The sequence below is a fragment of the Mycobacterium sp. NPDC003449 genome (assembly GCF_053588415.1).
In genome coordinates, this window is sequence record NZ_JBSFPX010000177.1 from 1 (window position 1) to 16,005 (window position 16,005).

Annotated in this window: 20 protein-coding genes and 1 pseudogene; 13 read left to right on the top strand and 8 right to left on the bottom strand. The window is 69.3% G+C overall.

Annotation, left to right across the window (positions count from 1 at the left end; translation table 11 throughout):
- From ACWDTP_RS30910 to upp, 3 genes and pseudogenes are all read left to right on the top strand, one after another.
- Nucleotides 1–344 (top strand): annotated as a pseudogene (locus tag ACWDTP_RS30910) (GTP cyclohydrolase II); the annotation flags it as partial.
- The gene (locus ACWDTP_RS30915) at nt 344–1,558 is read left to right on the top strand and encodes a URC4/urg3 family protein (protein ID WP_450026993.1); all 1,215 of its coding nucleotides are present in this window, start codon (nt 344–346) and stop codon (nt 1,556–1,558) included. The pseudogene ACWDTP_RS30910 and the gene ACWDTP_RS30915, both read left to right, overlap by 1 nt.
- Nucleotides 1,559–1,566: 8 nt before the next feature.
- Complete coding sequence (upp, locus tag ACWDTP_RS30920; RefSeq protein WP_450026995.1) at nt 1,567–2,196, top strand: uracil phosphoribosyltransferase; 630 nt, start codon at nt 1,567–1,569, stop codon at nt 2,194–2,196.
- A 17-nt stretch (nt 2,197–2,213) separates the two neighbouring features.
- Here upp and ACWDTP_RS30925 read toward each other — a convergent pair whose 3' ends face one another.
- Nucleotides 2,214–2,996 carry a hypothetical protein gene (locus ACWDTP_RS30925; RefSeq protein ID WP_450026997.1) on the bottom strand — a complete coding sequence of 261 codons (783 nt, stop codon included), beginning with the start codon at nt 2,994–2,996 and terminating at the stop codon, nt 2,214–2,216.
- A gap of 77 nt (nt 2,997–3,073) precedes the next feature.
- Nucleotides 3,074–3,679, bottom strand: coding sequence for an NlpC/P60 family peptidoglycan-binding protein RipD (ripD, locus tag ACWDTP_RS30930; RefSeq protein ID WP_450026999.1), 606 nt, complete (start codon nt 3,677–3,679; stop codon nt 3,074–3,076).
- 223 nt (nt 3,680–3,902) lie between these two features.
- Between ripD and tenA the strand changes: the two genes are divergently transcribed.
- Nucleotides 3,903–4,586 carry a thiaminase II gene (gene tenA, locus ACWDTP_RS30935; protein WP_450027001.1) on the top strand — a complete coding sequence of 228 codons (684 nt, stop codon included), beginning with the start codon at nt 3,903–3,905 and terminating at the stop codon, nt 4,584–4,586.
- 48 nt (nt 4,587–4,634) lie between these two features.
- Here tenA and tpx read toward each other — a convergent pair whose 3' ends face one another.
- Complete coding sequence (gene tpx, locus ACWDTP_RS30940) at nt 4,635–5,129, bottom strand: thiol peroxidase (protein ID WP_450027003.1); 495 nt, start codon at nt 5,127–5,129, stop codon at nt 4,635–4,637.
- Nucleotides 5,130–5,190: 61 nt separating this feature from the next.
- On the opposite strand from tpx, the gene ACWDTP_RS30945 reads away from it, so the two are divergent.
- Nucleotides 5,191–6,084 carry an aminoglycoside phosphotransferase family protein gene (locus ACWDTP_RS30945; RefSeq protein ID WP_450027026.1) on the top strand — a complete coding sequence of 298 codons (894 nt, stop codon included), beginning with the start codon at nt 5,191–5,193 and terminating at the stop codon, nt 6,082–6,084.
- A gap of 33 nt (nt 6,085–6,117) precedes the next feature.
- Here the strand turns inward: ACWDTP_RS30945 and ACWDTP_RS30950 are convergent, their stop codons facing one another.
- Entirely contained in the window at nt 6,118–7,074 is a 957-nt protein-coding gene (locus ACWDTP_RS30950; protein WP_450027004.1) for an o-succinylbenzoate synthase, read from the bottom strand.
- A 68-nt stretch (nt 7,075–7,142) separates the two neighbouring features.
- Between ACWDTP_RS30950 and ACWDTP_RS30955 the strand changes: the two genes are divergently transcribed.
- The gene (locus ACWDTP_RS30955; protein ID WP_450027005.1) at nt 7,143–7,391 is read left to right on the top strand and encodes a hypothetical protein; all 249 of its coding nucleotides are present in this window, start codon (nt 7,143–7,145) and stop codon (nt 7,389–7,391) included.
- A 20-nt stretch (nt 7,392–7,411) separates the two neighbouring features.
- Nucleotides 7,412–8,068: an MOSC domain-containing protein gene (locus tag ACWDTP_RS30960; protein WP_450027006.1), complete on the top strand. Its 657-nt coding sequence runs from the start codon at nt 7,412–7,414 to the stop codon at nt 8,066–8,068.
- Between the two features lie 109 nt (nt 8,069–8,177).
- Here the strand turns inward: ACWDTP_RS30960 and ACWDTP_RS30965 are convergent, their stop codons facing one another.
- A complete protein-coding gene (locus ACWDTP_RS30965) occupies nt 8,178–8,846 on the bottom strand; it encodes an HD domain-containing protein (RefSeq protein WP_450027008.1) in 669 nt (222 codons plus the stop codon).
- Nucleotides 8,847–8,923: 77 nt separating this feature from the next.
- Between ACWDTP_RS30965 and ACWDTP_RS30970 the strand changes: the two genes are divergently transcribed.
- Nucleotides 8,924–9,940 carry a GlxA family transcriptional regulator gene (locus ACWDTP_RS30970; protein ID WP_450027010.1) on the top strand — a complete coding sequence of 339 codons (1,017 nt, stop codon included), beginning with the start codon at nt 8,924–8,926 and terminating at the stop codon, nt 9,938–9,940.
- 3 nt (nt 9,941–9,943) lie between these two features.
- Here the strand turns inward: ACWDTP_RS30970 and ACWDTP_RS30975 are convergent, their stop codons facing one another.
- Nucleotides 9,944–10,651: an Rv0518 family GDSL lipase gene (locus ACWDTP_RS30975; protein ID WP_450027012.1), complete on the bottom strand. Its 708-nt coding sequence runs from the start codon at nt 10,649–10,651 to the stop codon at nt 9,944–9,946.
- A 156-nt stretch (nt 10,652–10,807) separates the two neighbouring features.
- The gene (locus tag ACWDTP_RS30980; protein WP_450027014.1) at nt 10,808–12,022 is read right to left on the bottom strand and encodes an acyltransferase family protein; all 1,215 of its coding nucleotides are present in this window, start codon (nt 12,020–12,022) and stop codon (nt 10,808–10,810) included.
- A gap of 348 nt (nt 12,023–12,370) precedes the next feature.
- Between ACWDTP_RS30980 and ACWDTP_RS30985 the strand changes: the two genes are divergently transcribed.
- On the top strand, nt 12,371–12,679 hold the full coding sequence (locus ACWDTP_RS30985) for a hypothetical protein (RefSeq protein WP_450027016.1): 309 nt from the start codon (nt 12,371–12,373) through the stop codon (nt 12,677–12,679).
- 6 nt (nt 12,680–12,685) lie between these two features.
- On the opposite strand, the gene ACWDTP_RS30990 is transcribed toward ACWDTP_RS30985, so the two are convergent.
- The gene (locus ACWDTP_RS30990; protein WP_450027018.1) at nt 12,686–13,285 is read right to left on the bottom strand and encodes a hypothetical protein; all 600 of its coding nucleotides are present in this window, start codon (nt 13,283–13,285) and stop codon (nt 12,686–12,688) included.
- Between the two features lie 80 nt (nt 13,286–13,365).
- On the opposite strand from ACWDTP_RS30990, the gene ACWDTP_RS30995 reads away from it, so the two are divergent.
- The 4 genes from ACWDTP_RS30995 to ACWDTP_RS31010 all read left to right on the top strand — a co-directional run.
- The gene (locus ACWDTP_RS30995) at nt 13,366–14,526 is read left to right on the top strand and encodes an alkaline phosphatase family protein (RefSeq protein WP_450027020.1); all 1,161 of its coding nucleotides are present in this window, start codon (nt 13,366–13,368) and stop codon (nt 14,524–14,526) included.
- A 47-nt stretch (nt 14,527–14,573) separates the two neighbouring features.
- The gene (locus ACWDTP_RS31000; protein ID WP_450027022.1) at nt 14,574–14,912 is read left to right on the top strand and encodes a DUF732 domain-containing protein; all 339 of its coding nucleotides are present in this window, start codon (nt 14,574–14,576) and stop codon (nt 14,910–14,912) included.
- 46 nt (nt 14,913–14,958) lie between these two features.
- On the top strand, nt 14,959–15,414 hold the full coding sequence (locus tag ACWDTP_RS31005) for a DUF5078 domain-containing protein (RefSeq protein WP_450027024.1): 456 nt from the start codon (nt 14,959–14,961) through the stop codon (nt 15,412–15,414).
- 449 nt (nt 15,415–15,863) lie between these two features.
- Nucleotides 15,864–16,005, top strand: a 142-nt coding sequence (locus ACWDTP_RS31010) for an MmpS family transport accessory protein (RefSeq protein WP_450027028.1), incomplete at its 3' end; no start/stop codon positions are given.

Genomic DNA, 16,005 nt, shown 5'->3' on the forward strand with positions numbered 1-16,005 from the left:
CCCGCAAACGCCAGGCCGGCGGCGACACCGCCGATCAGTACTTCGCCCGCACCGAATGTGTGGCCGGGGTTCAGGACATGCGCTTCCAGGAGCTGATGCCGGATGTGCTGCACTGGTTGGGAATTCGCAAGATCCATCGCCTGGTGTCGATGAGCAATATGAAGTACGACGCGATCACGGGCTCCGGAATCGAGGTCGGCGAGCGGGTGAACATCCCCGACGACCTCATCCCGGCCGACGCCCGCGTCGAGATCGATGCCAAGATGGCCGCGGGCTACTTCACCCCCGGCCCGGTGCCCGGCGCCGAGGAACTGAGGATCGCCAAGGGCCGCGGACTCGTCTGATGACCGGCACCGACGCCCCGGCCGCCGTCGCCGCCCTGCGGACCACCCGCGCCGTCCGCGATCGCGCCGAACCGCTGCTGGCCCGCGCGCGTGCCGGCGGCTCGAAGTGGTTCGTGGTGGACGACGACGCGATGCGGCTTGCCGCCGACGAGGTTGTCGCCGTCACCCGAACGCACTATCCGGCCCTGGCGATTCCCTATCACAGCCGCTGGCGGCATTTCGAGGCCGGCGGAGTGCCGCGGGCCGACCGGCTGCGGGCGCGGCTGGCCGGGGCCGACGATGCCGAACGGGCCAGGGCGATGGTCGATCTGACCGTGGTGAGCGTCCTGCTGGACGCCGGCGCCGGCCCGGACTGGCATTACACCGAGGCGGGCACCCGGCTGCGATTCGGGCGGTCCGAGGGGTTGGGCGTCGCGAGCTGGCACGCGTTCTGCGCCGGACTGTTCTCCGGGGACCCGGCGCGGCCGCTGCGGGTCGATGCCGCCGGGTTGCGCGATCTGGACCCCGTGCGGGTGGCCGACGCGTTGCAGGCGGGCCCGCACAACCCCCTGGTCGGGCTGGCCGGCCGGGTCCGGTTGCTGCGCCGCCTCGGTACCGCCCTGGCCGGGCAACCGGAGGTGTTCGGGCCGGACGGCCGCCCCGGCGGGCTGTTCGACGCGCTGGCCGGCGACCAGGTCGCGGCCCACGACATCCTCTCGGCGGTGCTGGGCTCGCTGTCGGGAATCTGGCCGGCGGACAACACCATCGACGGCACGCCGCTCGGGGACTGCTGGCGGCACCCCGCCGTCGAGGGGCCCGGCCTTGCGCGGGGCTGGATGCCGTTTCACAAACTGTCCCAGTGGCTGACCTACTCGCTGCTGGAGCCGTTCGAGTGGGCCGGCGTCCGGGTCACCGGCCTCGACGCCCTCACTGGGTTGCCGGAGTACCGCAACGGCGGCCTGTTCCTCGACACCGGGGTGCTGCGGCTGCGCGATCCGGCCGACGCGGGACGCACCTGGTCGGTGGACGACGAACTGGTGGTCGAATGGCGCGCGCTGACCGTGGCGCTGCTGGACGAGCTGGCCCCCGTGGTGCGCCGACGGCTCGGCACACCGGATCTGGCGCTGGCGTGCATTCTCGAAGGCGGCACCTGGGCGGCCGGACGGGCGCTGGCCGGGCGACTCCGGGACGGGCGGCCGCCGCTGTCCATCGTCAGCGACGGCAGCGTCTTCTAGGGGGAATGATGGGCAACCTTCACCTCGTCGACCATCCGCTGGTGCAGCACAAACTCACCCTGATGCGCCGCAAGGAGGTGTCCACCAACGGGTTTCGCCAACTCCTCAACGAGATCTCGATGCTGATGAGCTATGAGGTGCTCCGCGACATCCCGCTGCACCGGGTCGAGGTGCAGACGCCGCTGGAGACCACCACCGGCACCATGATCGACGGTAAGAAACTGGTGTTCGTGTCGATCCTGCGGGCCGGAAGCGGCATCCTCGACGGCATGCTCAGCGTGGTGCCCAGTGCCCGCGTCGGGCATATCGGCCTCTACCGTGACCCGAAGACCCTTGTCGCCGTTGAGTATTACTTCAAGCTGCCGGGCGATCTGGTCGAACGCGACGTCGTGGTGGTCGACCCGATGCTGGCCACCGGCAACTCGGCGGTGGCCGCCATCGACCGGATCAAGGAGTACCACCCCAGGTCGATCAAGTTCGTCTGCCTGCTGACCTGCCCGGAAGGGGTCGCCGCGATGCAGGAGGCCCATCCGGAGGTGCCGGTCTACACCGCGGCGCTGGACCGCAGGCTCGACGAGCACGGCTACATCGTGCCGGGCTTCGGTGATGCGGGGGACCGGATCTTCGGCACCAAGTGACGGTGGCCGCCCGGTCCTCAGCGCTTGCGGTCGCGCACCTTGTAGGTCGACGGCCACGACAGCCGGCTCTCGTCGCCGACCAGCGGGGTGCCCGATCCGCCGACCCGGACGTCGTAGGCCTCCTGGCCCGCGCCGACCTCCCGGTTGGCGTGTTCCTGGGCCAGGTAGTAGAGCTGGTCGATCTCGGCTTCGCTGAAGGCGACGAACGTGGTCTTGCGGACCAGGTCGTTCATCCCCGCGGTCATCCGGTCCGGGAGGACCCGGGAGGCGATGGCCGCCACACCCAGGAACACGAACGGGATCACCCAGTAGCAGACGAATGACAGCGGGGTCCTGGTGTCGAGGATGGTGGCATCGCCCTGCACGATCGGCGGGATCGCCGAGGAGATCGTCATCCCCGCGAACGCCCCGACCCAGATCCAGGTCAGGATCGTCACGATCCGTTGGAACAGATCGCTCGCCACGACGCCAGGGGGCTGCCCGGCCTCGGCGAACTCCTTGACGAACGGTTTACCGATCAACGCGCCGACGAGCGCGACCAGAAAGATCCCGGCGTTGCTCAGCGGCTGCATCCACCGCTCCATCACGTCCTGGCTGAGCGCCAGGGTCAGCACGGTCAGCACGACGAAGGTGGCGAGCGCGCCGATCTCCAGGGTCCGCCCCGCGCTGCCCGACATCCGGCTGATCACGAACGTCGCGACGGCCGCGGCCAGCGCGACGAGCACGGCGGTGAGGAACGGCACGTTGCCCACCAGTACCCAGTAGATGATCCACGGCGCGAAGCCAAACAGAATGCCCACGAGGCCACAGTCTAAGGGTTTACCGTTGCCCTCACGGGAGCCCGTCCGGCCGGTCGCCGCGCCGCCGCCCGACGGGCCTAGGCGATGATGCGGACCAGGTAGGGCGTCATGCCCTCGGCGCGGACCGGCGTGACCGCCACCGCGGGGTCGGTGCCCTGGATCATCTGGCCGTTGCCCAGGTACAGCGCGACACTCTGGGTGCCCTCGGGTCCGTAGAAGATGAGGTCACCGGGCATCGCCTGGGCCGGAGCCACCTTCTGCCCCACCTTGTACTGCTCACCCGACGACCGTGGCATCTTCACGCCGGCACCGGCGAAGGCGTACACGATGAGGCCGGACGCGTCGAAACCGACGACGTCGGCCGACGGATCGCGTGGGACGGCAAGGCCGGGGGACGTCACGGCGGGCATCGTCAGGCCGGGCGCAACCGGCGCCGACGGCGCGACCGGGCTCAGGCCGGGCAGACCGGCGGCCGGAGCGGTGCGGGCGACACCGCGGGTCGGGCCGTTGACGTCGCCGCCTCCGTAGCTGAACGGCACGCCGCGCTGCGAAAGTGCCCGCGCGATAACGCGTTCGACGAATTGCTGATTACCGGCCGGCCGATCCGACGGCGCCGCGACGGCAACTCCGGGAGCCGCGACTAAGAGGGCAAGGCCGACCACAAGGGCGTATGTGCGTCGCATCCGAACATCAACTCTCTCGACCTCGGTAGGAAACACGACGCTCGACTGCTGGTCGACGTCAGTGGCGTCAACTATTTGTACCGGCAAACTCGGCGATCGCCCAATTTCTAAGGGGCGCAACGTCAATGAGATACGCATCCGTGACCGAACAGTGACCGCACGCGGTTTGGTGGCTATCCGCCACCCGCAGCCCGGTGCGTGGCGGCCTGACAGGATGGTGGGCATGCATCCCGACGCGAATCAGCAGTCCTGGTCGGCCCGGTTATGGCGGGAGATCGAGCCCACCTTCACCGCGATCCTGTCGCACCCGTTCCTGACCGGCCTGACCGACGGCACCCTCGACGAGAAGGCCTTCGCCCAGTACGTGGCGCAGGATGCGCATTATCTGCGCGACTACGCCCGGGCCCTGGCGATCGTCGGCGCCAAGGCGCCGACCCTGTCCGATACGGCGATGTTCGCCCGCCATGCCGCCGAGGTGTTCGACGTCGAACTCGCACTGCACGGCGAACTGCTGCCGGAGTTGGGACTCGACCCCGCGGCACTCGACGAGACGCCGGTGACGCCGACCACCCGTGCCTACACCAGCTACCTGATCGCGACCGCGTACGGCGGCAGCTTCGCCGAAGGGCTGGGCGCGGTGTTGCCCTGCTACTGGATCTACGCCAGGGTCGGCACCGAACTGCTGGGACGCGGTTCGCCGGACCGGCGCTATCAGCGCTGGATCGACAGTTACGGCGGCGAGGAGTTCGCCGCGACCGTCGCCGAGGTGCTGGCTCTGACCGATCGGGTGGGCCAGACCCTCGACCCCGCCGAGGAAGCCGTCGCGCGGGCGCATTTCGCGGTCACCGCCCGCTACGAGTGGATGTTCTTCGACGCGGCCCACCGGCTCGAGCGCTGGCCGGTGTGAACGCCGGACGCGCTTACCCGCGCACCGCGCGGGTAAGCGCACCGACGGCTACTTGAGCGCGGCCAGTGCCGCGTCGTAGTTCGGCTCGGTGGCGATCTCGGGGACGAGTTCGGTGTAGGCCACGTTGCCGTCGGCACCGATCACGACGACGGCGCGACCGAGCAGGCCGGCCATCGGCCCGTCGCCGATGGTGATGCCGTAGTCCTCGCCGAAGCTGTCCCGGAACGCCGACGCGGTGGTGACATTCTCGATGCCCTCCGCACCGCAGAACCGCTTCTGGGCGAACGGCAGATCCTTCGACACACACACCACCACGGCCCCGCTGTCGGCAGCCTTCTCGTTGAAGGTGCGCACGCTGGTCGCGCAGACGGGGGTGTCGACCGACGGGAAGATGTTCAGCAGCACGGTCTTGTCGCGGAACTGATCGCTGGAGACAGCGCCGAGGTCGGTACCGGTCAGGGTGAAGCTCGGGGCGGGGGCGCCGACAGCGGGCAGTTCGCCGACGGTGTTGACGGGGTTTCCACGCAAGGTTATCTGTGCCATGAGCCCAGTCTGTCAAAACCGGCCGAGGTACGGGCAGTCCGGGGGTGCGACGATGTCCGGGATGATCGAACTGCCCGACACCGTCCGCGCGATGGCGCAGCGCGGCCCCCGGTGGCAGGACTGGGTCGACGGCCTGCCCGCACTGGTGCGGGCCCAGGTCGAGGAGTGGCGACTGGTCGTGGACGGCGAGCCCACCCACGGCTACTGCTCGATCGTGATACCGGCCCGCACCAGCGACGGTGTCGCCGCCGTGCTGAAGGTCGCGTTTCCCGACGAGGAGTCCGAGCACGAACACCTGGCGCTGCGGCGCTGGGGCGGGCACGGCGCGGTTCGGCTGCTGAGCGCGGCGCCACACCGGAGGGCGCTGCTGCTGGAACGGCTGCGGTCGCGAAACCTGAACGGGCTCTGGGATATCGAGGCGTGCGAGGTCGTCGCCTCGCTGTATGCCGCGATCCATGTACCCGCGCTTCCGCAGTTGCGTTCCCTGGCCGGGTTCGTCGAGCGATGCGGCGCCGAACTCGCCGCGCTTCCCAGATCCGCACCGGTCCCCCGCCGGCTCGTCGAGCAGGCCGTCGGGCTCAGTGCCGAACTCACCGCCGACCCGTCCACCACCGGCACGCTCATCCACGGCGATCTGCACTACGAGAACGTGCTGGCCGCCGATCGCGAACCGTGGCTGGCGATCGATCCGAAACCGCTCAACGGCGACCCGCACTACGAAATCGCCCCGATGTTGTGGAACCGGTGGGAGGAGCTGACCGGATACGTTCGCGAGGGGGTCCGGCGCCGGTTTCACGCCCTCGTCGACGCCGCGGGCCTCGACGCCGACCGGGCCCGCGCGTGGGTGATCGTCCGGATGATGCACAACGCGATGTGGGAGCTGACCGAGAATGCCCGGCCGGACCCGGATTGGCTGACCACCTGCGTGGCGATCGCCAAGGCGGTCCAGGACTGACGGCTCGGCGGGCCACCTCAATCCGACAGGCGATCAGGTCGCCGCGGTGGCCGCGCGCAGGCGTTCGCGCCACCACGCCAGCCTGACCGGTTCGGTCACCGCATAGCGCTCGATCAGGTCGGGCCGTGGGGCCGGCGGCATCGGCGCGACCGGCAGGTATCCGTCGCGGGCAATCAGCGAACGCGACGGCGCCACCAGATCGCCCGCCAGCAGCCCGACGGTGCCGAGCTCACATGCGAACGGCAGCTCGGGAAGCGCACCGGCCAGCGCGAGTCCGGCGGCCACGCCGATGCTGGTCTCCAGCGACGAGGCCACCACGCAGGGCAACCCGCAACGTTCGGCCAGCCGCAACGCGCGGCGGACGCCGCCCAGCGGCCCGCAGCTGAGCACCGCGACATCGGCAGCCTCGCCGAACTCGACCGGCACCGGGTCCCCGGCGGTGCGGACCGACCCGTCGACGGCGATCGGGACCTCGACCCGTCGCCGGACCGCGGCCAGTTCGGCGAGGGTCGGGCAGGGCTGCGCGACGAACTCCAGGCCCCCGCCCGCCGAGTCCAGCGCCGCGATCGCGACGACCGCGGCCTCGGCGTCCCAGCGTCCCTTCGCATCGCAGCGGATCGCGCCGGCGGAACCGATCGCGTCACGAACCGCCTCGACCCGCGCGATATCGTCGTCGAGCGGACCGGCCCCCACCTCGACCGCCGCCGTGCGGCACCCCGAGGACGCCGCGACGCGGTGCGCCTCGACGGTGTCTGCCGCGGGCACGGTCACCGCGATCGGTACCCGGCCGCGCACCGGGTCGGGCCAGCCGACCGTCCCCGGCTCGATCGCGGCGGTCAACCAGCGCACGAGCGACGGCTCGCCGGGCGGCGGGCTGAATTCGCCCCAGCCCTGAGGTCCCTCGATCAGCATGCCTTCCCGCCGGTTCGGGTGGCTGCCGCACGGGATCGCGAACACCGGCGCGGCGTCGAAGTCGATCAGGGTCTGCACATCGTGACGCTAACCGACGCCGCCCGCGCTTAGACTTCGGCTACCAGACCGGCCGGGAGGAGCGTGAGATGGCGAGTCGGGTGCGGCGGGTGGTGCTGACGGCCCTGGCCTCGGCGGCACTGGCGGCGGCGCCGATGGGCGTCGCCACCGTGGTGACGCCCGGGGTGAGTTCGGCATGCCAGCCCGGCGAGACCGGGGTCATCTACGGCTGCGCGCCGTTCTGCGTGCCGGGACGTCAACTCGACGCGGCGACCGGGCTGTGCCTGCCGGTGTCCGCGCCGCCGGCCCCGCCGGATACTCGGATGCCACTCATCTAGCCGATGGCTACGCTCTGGGCATGGCGAATGTCCTGACGGTCAATGTGGGGCAACTGCGGCCCAATCCGGCCGATGAGCAGACCATGACCGGCATCGACAAACGACCGGTGACAGATGTGGTCGAGGTGCGCGCTCCCGGACCGATGCACGGCGGGCTCGGCAGCGGCCTGGTCGGCGACGCGATCGGCAACCAACGCGACCACGGCGGCGACGATCAGGCGGTCTACGCGTATGCCCGCGAGGACCTCGACACCTGGCAGACCGAACTGGACCGCGACATCGCCAACGGGGTGTTCGGCGAGAATCTCACCACGTCGGACCTCGACGTCACCAACGCCCGGATCGGCGAACGGTGGCGGATCGGGTCGGACGGCCTCGAACTCGAGGTGAGCCGCCCGCGGATCCCGTGCCGGACGTTCGCCGCCTGGCTGCAGATCAACGGGTGGATGAAAACCTTTACCAGAACCGCGATTCCGGGCGCCTACCTACGGCTGGTGAGTCCCGGGACGGTGCGGGCCGGGGATCGCATCGAGGTGACCGAGCGGCCCGACCACGACATCACGGTCGGGATGGTGTTCCGGGCGCTCACGCTCGAATCGGACCTGCTGCCCGCGATCCTGCGTGCCGAGGCGCTGCCCGCCGACCTCAGGCAACTCGCCGCCCGCCGCACCGCGTAGCCGTCCGAGCTCAGCCGGTGAAACTCGGCAACTCGATACCGACGGCGGCGTTCTCCTCCGGCGTTCCCAGCCGATAGCCGTACTGCCGCGATATCGGCGAGGATTCCGGTCATTCGGGCCAGCCGTTCTGCAGGATGATCTCGACGAAGTCCTCGCGCACGAAGGTCCGGTCGAAGTGCGCGAGGACGTCGGCGTTGACCGTCCCGAACGTCGACTGCGGCCGGTTCGCCACGCCCTCGGTGAACGCCCGCAGGATGCGATTCTTGAAATCGGGCCGGGGATGGGCCGCGGTGACCGCGTCGCGGGCCTCGGCGGACAGGTCCTCGCGGCCGATGCCGAGCACATCGGTCTCGACCCCGGCGGTGACCAGGGCGACCTCGGGGTCGAGGAATTCCGGGACGCCGGGGGTGGTGTGCAGGGCGATGCCGAGCCACACCTTGCGGGCGGCCGCCTCGTCGACGCCCCGCTGCAGCAGGAAGTCTCGCGCGGCGTTGGCCCCGTCCACCTCGAACCGCAGCTCCGATGTGCTGCGGTACGGCTCGGTCAAGCCGATGTCGTGGAACATCGCGCCCACGTACAGCAACTCGAGGTCGGGCTGGAGGCCGCGGCGCAAACCCTGCAGGGCGCCGAAGAAGAACACCCGCCGGGAGTGGTGGAACAGCAGCTCATCCTCGGCGTCGCGGATGAAATCGGTGACCTCGCGGGTCAGTTGGGTGTCGGGCACCTCGATACCGGCGACCGAGTGGATGGTCTGCGCGGGTTCGGCGGCACTTGTCATAGCGAAACTCCTTGTCGGTTGGTTTCTTCCGGAGTGCTCTCAGTCTGCGGCGGTTCGGCGGCCGCGTACCGTGGCCGATGCGCCACGTTTCCCACAGGAAGCGACACAATGGGCGGGTGGCACAGACACCGGACCGGCGCGTGGTGGTCGTCGTGGTCTTCAACGGAGTGAAACTGCTGGACGTGGCCGGGCCCGCGGAGGTGTTCGCCGAAGCGAACCGGTTCGGCGCCGATTACCAGGTCACGATCGCCTCGGTCGACGGGTGTGACGTCACCACCTCGGTGGGCACCGTGTTGGCCGTGACCGGGCGGGTGTCCGACATCGAGGGCGTCGACACGGTTCTGGTGGCCGGTGGCGACGTCCTGGTGGGCCGTCCGATCGACCCGGCGCTGATCGCCGAGCTGCGCGGTATCCCCGGGCGGACCCGCCGCCTGGCGTCCATCTGCACCGGATCGTTCATCCTGGCCGAGGCCGGTCTGCTGCGGGGCCGCCGGGCCACCACCCACTGGCGCCACGCCCGCCTGCTGAGCCGGGCATATCCCGACGTGGCGGTCGAACCGGATGCGATCTTCGTGCGCGACGGCGACGTGTTCACCTCGGCGGGGGTGACGGCGGGCATCGATCTTGCCCTGGCGCTGGTGGAATCGGACTGGGGCACAACGCTGGTCCGCGAGGTGGCGCGGTCACTGGTGGTGTATCTGAAACGGGCCGGCGGGCAGTCCCAGTTCTCCACGCTCGTCGAGGTCGAGGCGCCCGCACGGTCGGCGGTGCGCCGCGCCACTGACGCCATCGCGGCCGATCCGACCGCCGATCACAGCGTCAAGGATCTCGCCGAGTTGACCTCAATGAGCACCCGCCAGCTGACCCGTCTGTTCCAGGCCGAGCTGGGCACCACGCCGGCACGCTACGTCGAGATGGTTCGGGTCGACGTCGCAAGGGCCGCACTCGATGCCGGCCATTCGGTCGGCGACACCGCCCGGTTGGCCGGGTTCGGCAGCGCCGAGACGCTGCGCCGGGTGTTCGTCAACCACCTCGGCGTATCACCGAAGGCCTACCGGGACAGGTTTCGCACCACGTCAGCAGGCCGCGGCTGACCTTCAGACCCAGCGGGGCAGATCGTTGCTGATCAGCGGGGCGATCTTGTCCGCCATGTAGGCGTGACCGGCGTCGGTGGGGTGGATCTGGTCGGTACCGATCAGATCGGGACGGTCGAAGAACCATCCGGCCGCGAGCGGGTCGAAGAACTCCGCACCCGCATCCCGCGCGGTATCGCGCAGGATGTCGCGCATCCGGAACATGTTGGGCGGCACGTTGGCGTTGATCCACGGCGGACCGATCACCAGGATCTTCGCCGACGGGGCCATCTGGCGTGCCAACGCCAACGCATCGCGACTCATCAGGGCGATCGCCAGGGGGTCGGCATCCTTGTCGTTGCGCGAACCGTAGAACACGATCAGCGAATCGTCGGGTTTCACCGTCCGCGCCACCAGGTCCCGGAAGATGCCGCCGCGATTGCCCCGCACCACATAGCCCGCGCCGCCCTCGGCGCCCACGTCGGCGACCACCTTGACGCCGTGGCCGGCGAGATTCTGCCAGGCCAGTGTCGTCCAGCCCCTCGGGCCGAGGCCGCCCAGGTCGGTGCCCGTGGTGTATGAGTCGCCGATCACCGCGATGTGGCTGGGTCGCGGGTCCAGGCTCGACGGGGTGTGCGGTTGGTCGGGCTGACCCGCCGACGGCGCGGCCGCATACGTGAACGCCCCGACCAAAAGGCCGAGCGAGATGACGAACGTGACCAGACGACTCACTGCTGCTACCTCCACTGCCGGTGAGACGCCCTGTCCCGCACCGAGATCACGCAACAGCCTATTGCTTGCGCCGCGGTGTTGCCTCCGTCAATGATGACACATCGATAACAAGCCCATAACATCGTGTGGCGCAGCGCTATTCGGCGCAGGTTACGGCTAGCCTGCGCGCGCGGAAACCGACGACGGCCGGTTGTGCTGATCTCCCTCGATCCGGTGCAGCCTGCCGCTTCCCGGATCGGCCGGTTTGATCTGCACCATGCGGCGCATCCACCGGCGGGCGGGTTCCTCCACGACGTGGTAGAGCAGGACCCCACCGAGCACCGATATCGCGAACAGGCCGAGCAGGGTCAGCTTGCCGGACACAGTGGGGGTCAACGTCAGCTCGAATTGTTTGACGGTCCAGATCCACGCGGTGTGCACCAGTTCGTGCACCATGTACAGCCCGAACGAGATCTGACCGCCGTACACCAGGAGCCGGGTCGACAACAGCGCGGGCAGGCTTCCGGTTCCGACCGCCATCGCCACGACGAGCGGCACGAACAGCACATCGACGATGCCACCGGCATCGCCGATCGTGTTCAGCGGATGCGCATCGAAGAAATAGAGCCCACCGATGATGATTCCGGTCAGCGCGATCGTCAGATATCCCGCGACGCTCCTGGACCGATCGGTGAGCTGCAGCTTGCGGACCGCGGCACAGGCCAGGGCTCCCGCGGTGAACTGCATGACGATCCGCGGCAGCCAGCTCCACGGCGTGTAGAAATGTCCGCTGACCATCAGCAACACCACCGGCGGCAACGAGGCGGCGATCGCCAGCAGGACCAGGCTTCTGGCCCGGGTGGCGCGCGCGATCCGGAAGATCACCAGGATCAGCCCACCGAACAGCAGATACGCCAGCCATTCCGCACTGATCGACCAGGCCGGCCCGTCCCAGCTCGACCCGTCGAAGTAGGGCTCGAACCACAGCTGCACCAGGAAGAACTGGCGCACATAGCTGACCGCGTTGAATCCGCTGGTGTCCTCGGGCGGCACGTGGCCGACGTTGAGGGTGAAGATCAGCCATAACGCCGCCAGGTGCAGGGTGACCAGATACACCGGCCAGACCCTCGACAGGCGCAACCACAGGAAATGCAGGGTCTCCCTGGTCGACCAGGACCACCCCATCCGGTCGATGTAATTCCAGGTGAGGACGAAACCGCTGAGGATGAAGAACAGGTCGACGCCCTGAGCACCGCAGTCCAGGATCGGCGCCAGCGCCTTGGTGAATTCGGGTGCGACCTCGTAGAGCAGTGGACGGAAATGGAAGAGCACGACCCACACGGCCGCGACGATGCGCAGTCCCGTCAGGGCCTTGATCTCTGCGCCGCGCACAACACTCTTTCCGTATCCACCCAAGCTGAAATCGTCCGCGCCATCGCCGCGGCTGGCCGGGCGGATCGCGCTCCGCGACGCTGGTTCCCCTTCGGTCCCGCCCACGTGACAACCGGCAGCCTTCGCAGAGTAGCAGCGCGGCCGTCGCGCCCGCTCCCCCGTGGACCTGTACGAATGCTGAACACCGGCATGGACGGCGCCGGCACCACGTCGGGTCATGTTGCCCGGCAAAGAGTTTCCGGATACCCCCGTCCCGGCACCGGTGACCACCGCCCGAACCGGCCGGGCGTGTCGCCGCGGCGCCCGGATAGGCTCGGAATCAGGACCGTCAGATCGGGAGGTTGGCAGATGAACGCTTTCATTCGACGAGTCGCCGGCGCATGCGGGGTCGCGGTGGCGCCGCTGGCATTCGTGACGATCGCCACGCCGGCGATCAGCTCGGCGCAGTGTGGGGGCGCCGACTGGTGGGATCCGGTGGCAAATACCTGCAGACCACCCGTGGGCCCGCCGATGGCCTGCGAGAACGGCTCGTGGTGGGATCCGGTGGGCAATACCTGCCGGCCGCCGGTCGTGCCGCCGCCACCGGCGTGCACCGACGGTTCGTGGTGGGATCCGGTCGGTAACACCTGCCGGCCGCCGGTGCTCCCCCCGCCCTGACCCGGGTCAGGGCATCGGCACCTGTGACCCGTCGTACTGCCGGGCGTTGTTGTTGAGTGTGTTCAGCCAGGCCCACAGCTTGGCCTTGGCGGCCAGCGCGGGAAGGCCGCCGCCGGTATCGGGCGGAAGCTGGGTGGGCGCCGCATCGGTCAACTGCCAGGGCTGACAGCCGCTGGTCTTGAAGGCCTTGTCGGTGGCGTCGATCGCCACGGTCTGCGGCTTCTTGCTGAACGCGTTGTCGATGATGTCGCCACCGTGCAGGTCGGCCATGCGTTTCCAGTAGCAGGTGCCGTCCGTGACCGGCCCGGCCGTGGCGTAGGTCCCCGGCTGGATGTCGGTGCCGACGATGAAGATGCCGTCGTGGTCGATAAGCGTCGCGGGGACCACGGGCGGAGGCGCGGGCGCCCCGGCGGGTGCGTCGGCGCCCGGGGGCGCGGCCACCGCGGACGGCGCCTCTGCGGGTAACACCGGCCCCGGCGCGGGGCCGGGTGCCGGGCCGGGCGCGGGATCCGGTGCGGCCGGATCCGCGCCTGCGACACCGTTGAACAGCGCTCCCGCTGTCACCGCGAGCGTCGCCGCGAGGATCGCGGTTCTGGTCGGCCTCATAGCACGTCAGAGTACCGCGTGCGGGAGAGTGGCCGGATCGGTCCGCACTCGGGCGCTGCCCGCTGTGGCAGGCTCGCGCCATGGACGTGCCTGCGCCCGATCCCGAACTCCCCCACCTCGCCGAGGTGGTTCCCGCGGTGTTCGCCGCGATGGGCGTCGACGGTTTCGGCGCACCGGGCAGCCACCCGATCCGGCTGCCCGGACCGGTGCGAGGTGCCGCGGTGCTTCTCATCGACGGTCTCGGGGCCGAACTCCTCGACCTGCATGCCGCCGACGCCCCGGTGCTGACCGGGTTGCGTGCGGCAACCCTGCAGGTCGGGTACCCCGCCACCACGGCCGCCGGCCTGGCGGCCGTCGGGACCGGATGCCGATCCGGCGAGCACGGCATGGTCGGGTACTCGTTCCGGGTTCCCGACGTCCGGCCCGATATCGGGGTCGTCAACGCGCTGCGCTGGCGGCCGCACCCGTGGGGCCGGGATCTGCGCGACGACGTGGTTCCCGAACAGGTCCAGCCGCTGCCCACCACGTTCGAACGGGCCCGGGCCACCGGCCTGGCGGTCAGCGTCGTATCCGGGGCCGAATTCGCCGGGTCGGGGTTGACCCGCGCCGTCCTGCGCGGTGGGCGCTATGTCGGCGTCCACGGCATCGGCGATCTCGCGGCCGCGGTGGCATCGGCCGTCGCGGACGGCGGATTCTGCTACGGCTATCACGCCGACCTCGACCTGATCGGCCACCTGCACGGTCCCGGTTCGGCCGCCTGGCGCATGCAGCTGCGCCAGGTCGACCGGCTGGTGGAGTCGGTGGTCGAGGCGCTGCCCCGCGGTGGGCTGCTGGCCGTGGTCGCCGACCACGGCATGGTCACCATCGACCCGGCCGAATCGGTGGATCTCGACGGCCACGCCCAGCTGCTGGACGGGGTGACCGCCATCGGGGGCGAGGCCAGGGCCCGCCACGTCTACACCGCCGACGGAGCGGATGCCGACGTACGAGCCGCGTGGCGCGAGGTGCTCGGCGATGCCGCCTGGGTGCTCTCGCGGGAGGAGGCGATCGCCGCGGGCTGGTTCGGCGACCGGATCCGCGACGAGGTTCGCCCGCGGATCGGTGATGTGGTGGCCGCCGCCCGTGGCCGCGCGGCACTTGTGCGTCGCCGGACCGAACCGCTGGAGTCCGCACTGGTCGGCCACCACGGTTCGCTGACCAGCGCCGAGCAGCGGATTCCGCTCCTGCTGGCGCTCGGATGAGCGGGTTGCTCTCCCATATCAGAGTTAGGTGGCCTAAGATTCAGCGCATGAAGCTTGCAGGGCTGGCTGTGCTGGGTGCTGCCGCGGCGATCACGTTCGCGGCTCCGGCACATGCCGAAATCGACACGGACTTCGCCAATGAGTTGCACACTTACGGCATCTACGGCCCCAGGGACTACAACGCCTGGATCGGCAAGCTGGTCTGTAAGCGATTGCACAACGGTGTCGACCACAACGCCGACGAATCGGCGGCGTTCGTCGGCAAGAATCTCGACAAGGACAGCACATCGGCCCAGCACTGGCAGTTCCTCGGTACCGCCATCAACTACTACTGCCCCGATCAGCGATTCATCATGGAACAGGCCGCAGCCCAGTCGGCGGGGTGAGTCCGACCGGCCAGATCCGAGAGTTTGGAGCGATATGTTCGACCGTATGCGTGTGAGTAACCTGGTCCGGGCCGGTGTGGCCGCGTGTGCGGTGGCCGGAAGCCTGGCCGCCGCCCCCGGTATCGCGTCCGCCGACGCCACCGACGACTACCCGATCCCCAACCGCATCCTCAAGACGACGTGCGATGCCGAACAGATCATGGCGGCGGCCCGCGACGTCGAGCCGGTGTACTACGAGCGCTACATGATCGACTACAACAACAAGCCGCCGGCTGACCAGCAGGGTGCCCAGGACCGTATCCACTGGTTCTTCTCGCTGGACTACGCGGGCCGCAGGCAGTACTCGGAGAACACCGCGACCAATGCGTTCTACGAGCAGATGGCGTGGCGCTGGCCGAACTGGGCCAAGCTGTTCTTCAACAACAAGGGCGTCGCCGCCAACACCACCGACATCTGCCAGAACTACCCGCGCGGCGATATGTCGCTGTGGAACTGGCACTAAACCCCTCGACAACACCGCGGCCTGCGTCGTGCGCCCGTGCGGCACGCGACGCGGGCCGCCTTTTTCCGTAATCTGCATCACTGTGGGAACGTCGGTATGACGGCCCCGGGAACGTGTCGATCGGCTGCGCGCCCGGGTGACCACTCGCTTTCCGTGTGCCCGCGCCGTCGTCGCGGCGGGCGTCGGCGGGCGGGATCGTCCGCCGACACGTGATGTACAGGTCCTGACACTCTGTTACATAGGCTAATATCCTGCTAAGTTAGCCAATCGGCAAGGCAACGATGCGTATCGAGGTGAGAATGGCGTACAGGAGTTCCCACGTCCGGGACGATGCCGACAATCCGGCACCGCCCCAGGCTGACGCCTCACCGGCCGGGACCGCATCGCGGCCGGGAGGTCGTTCCGGGAGGAACTCTAAGACCAAAAGCCCACGGAAGAAACAGTTTTCGATCGCCAGGCTGGCCAAGCGGCTCTGGATTCCGTTGCTCATCACCGTGGTGGTCCTGGTCGGAGCGTTCACCGTCATGCGGGTGCGCACCTTCTTCGGGGCAGGCGACGGGTCCGGTGTCTCCAGCGCCAAGGTCGACGACA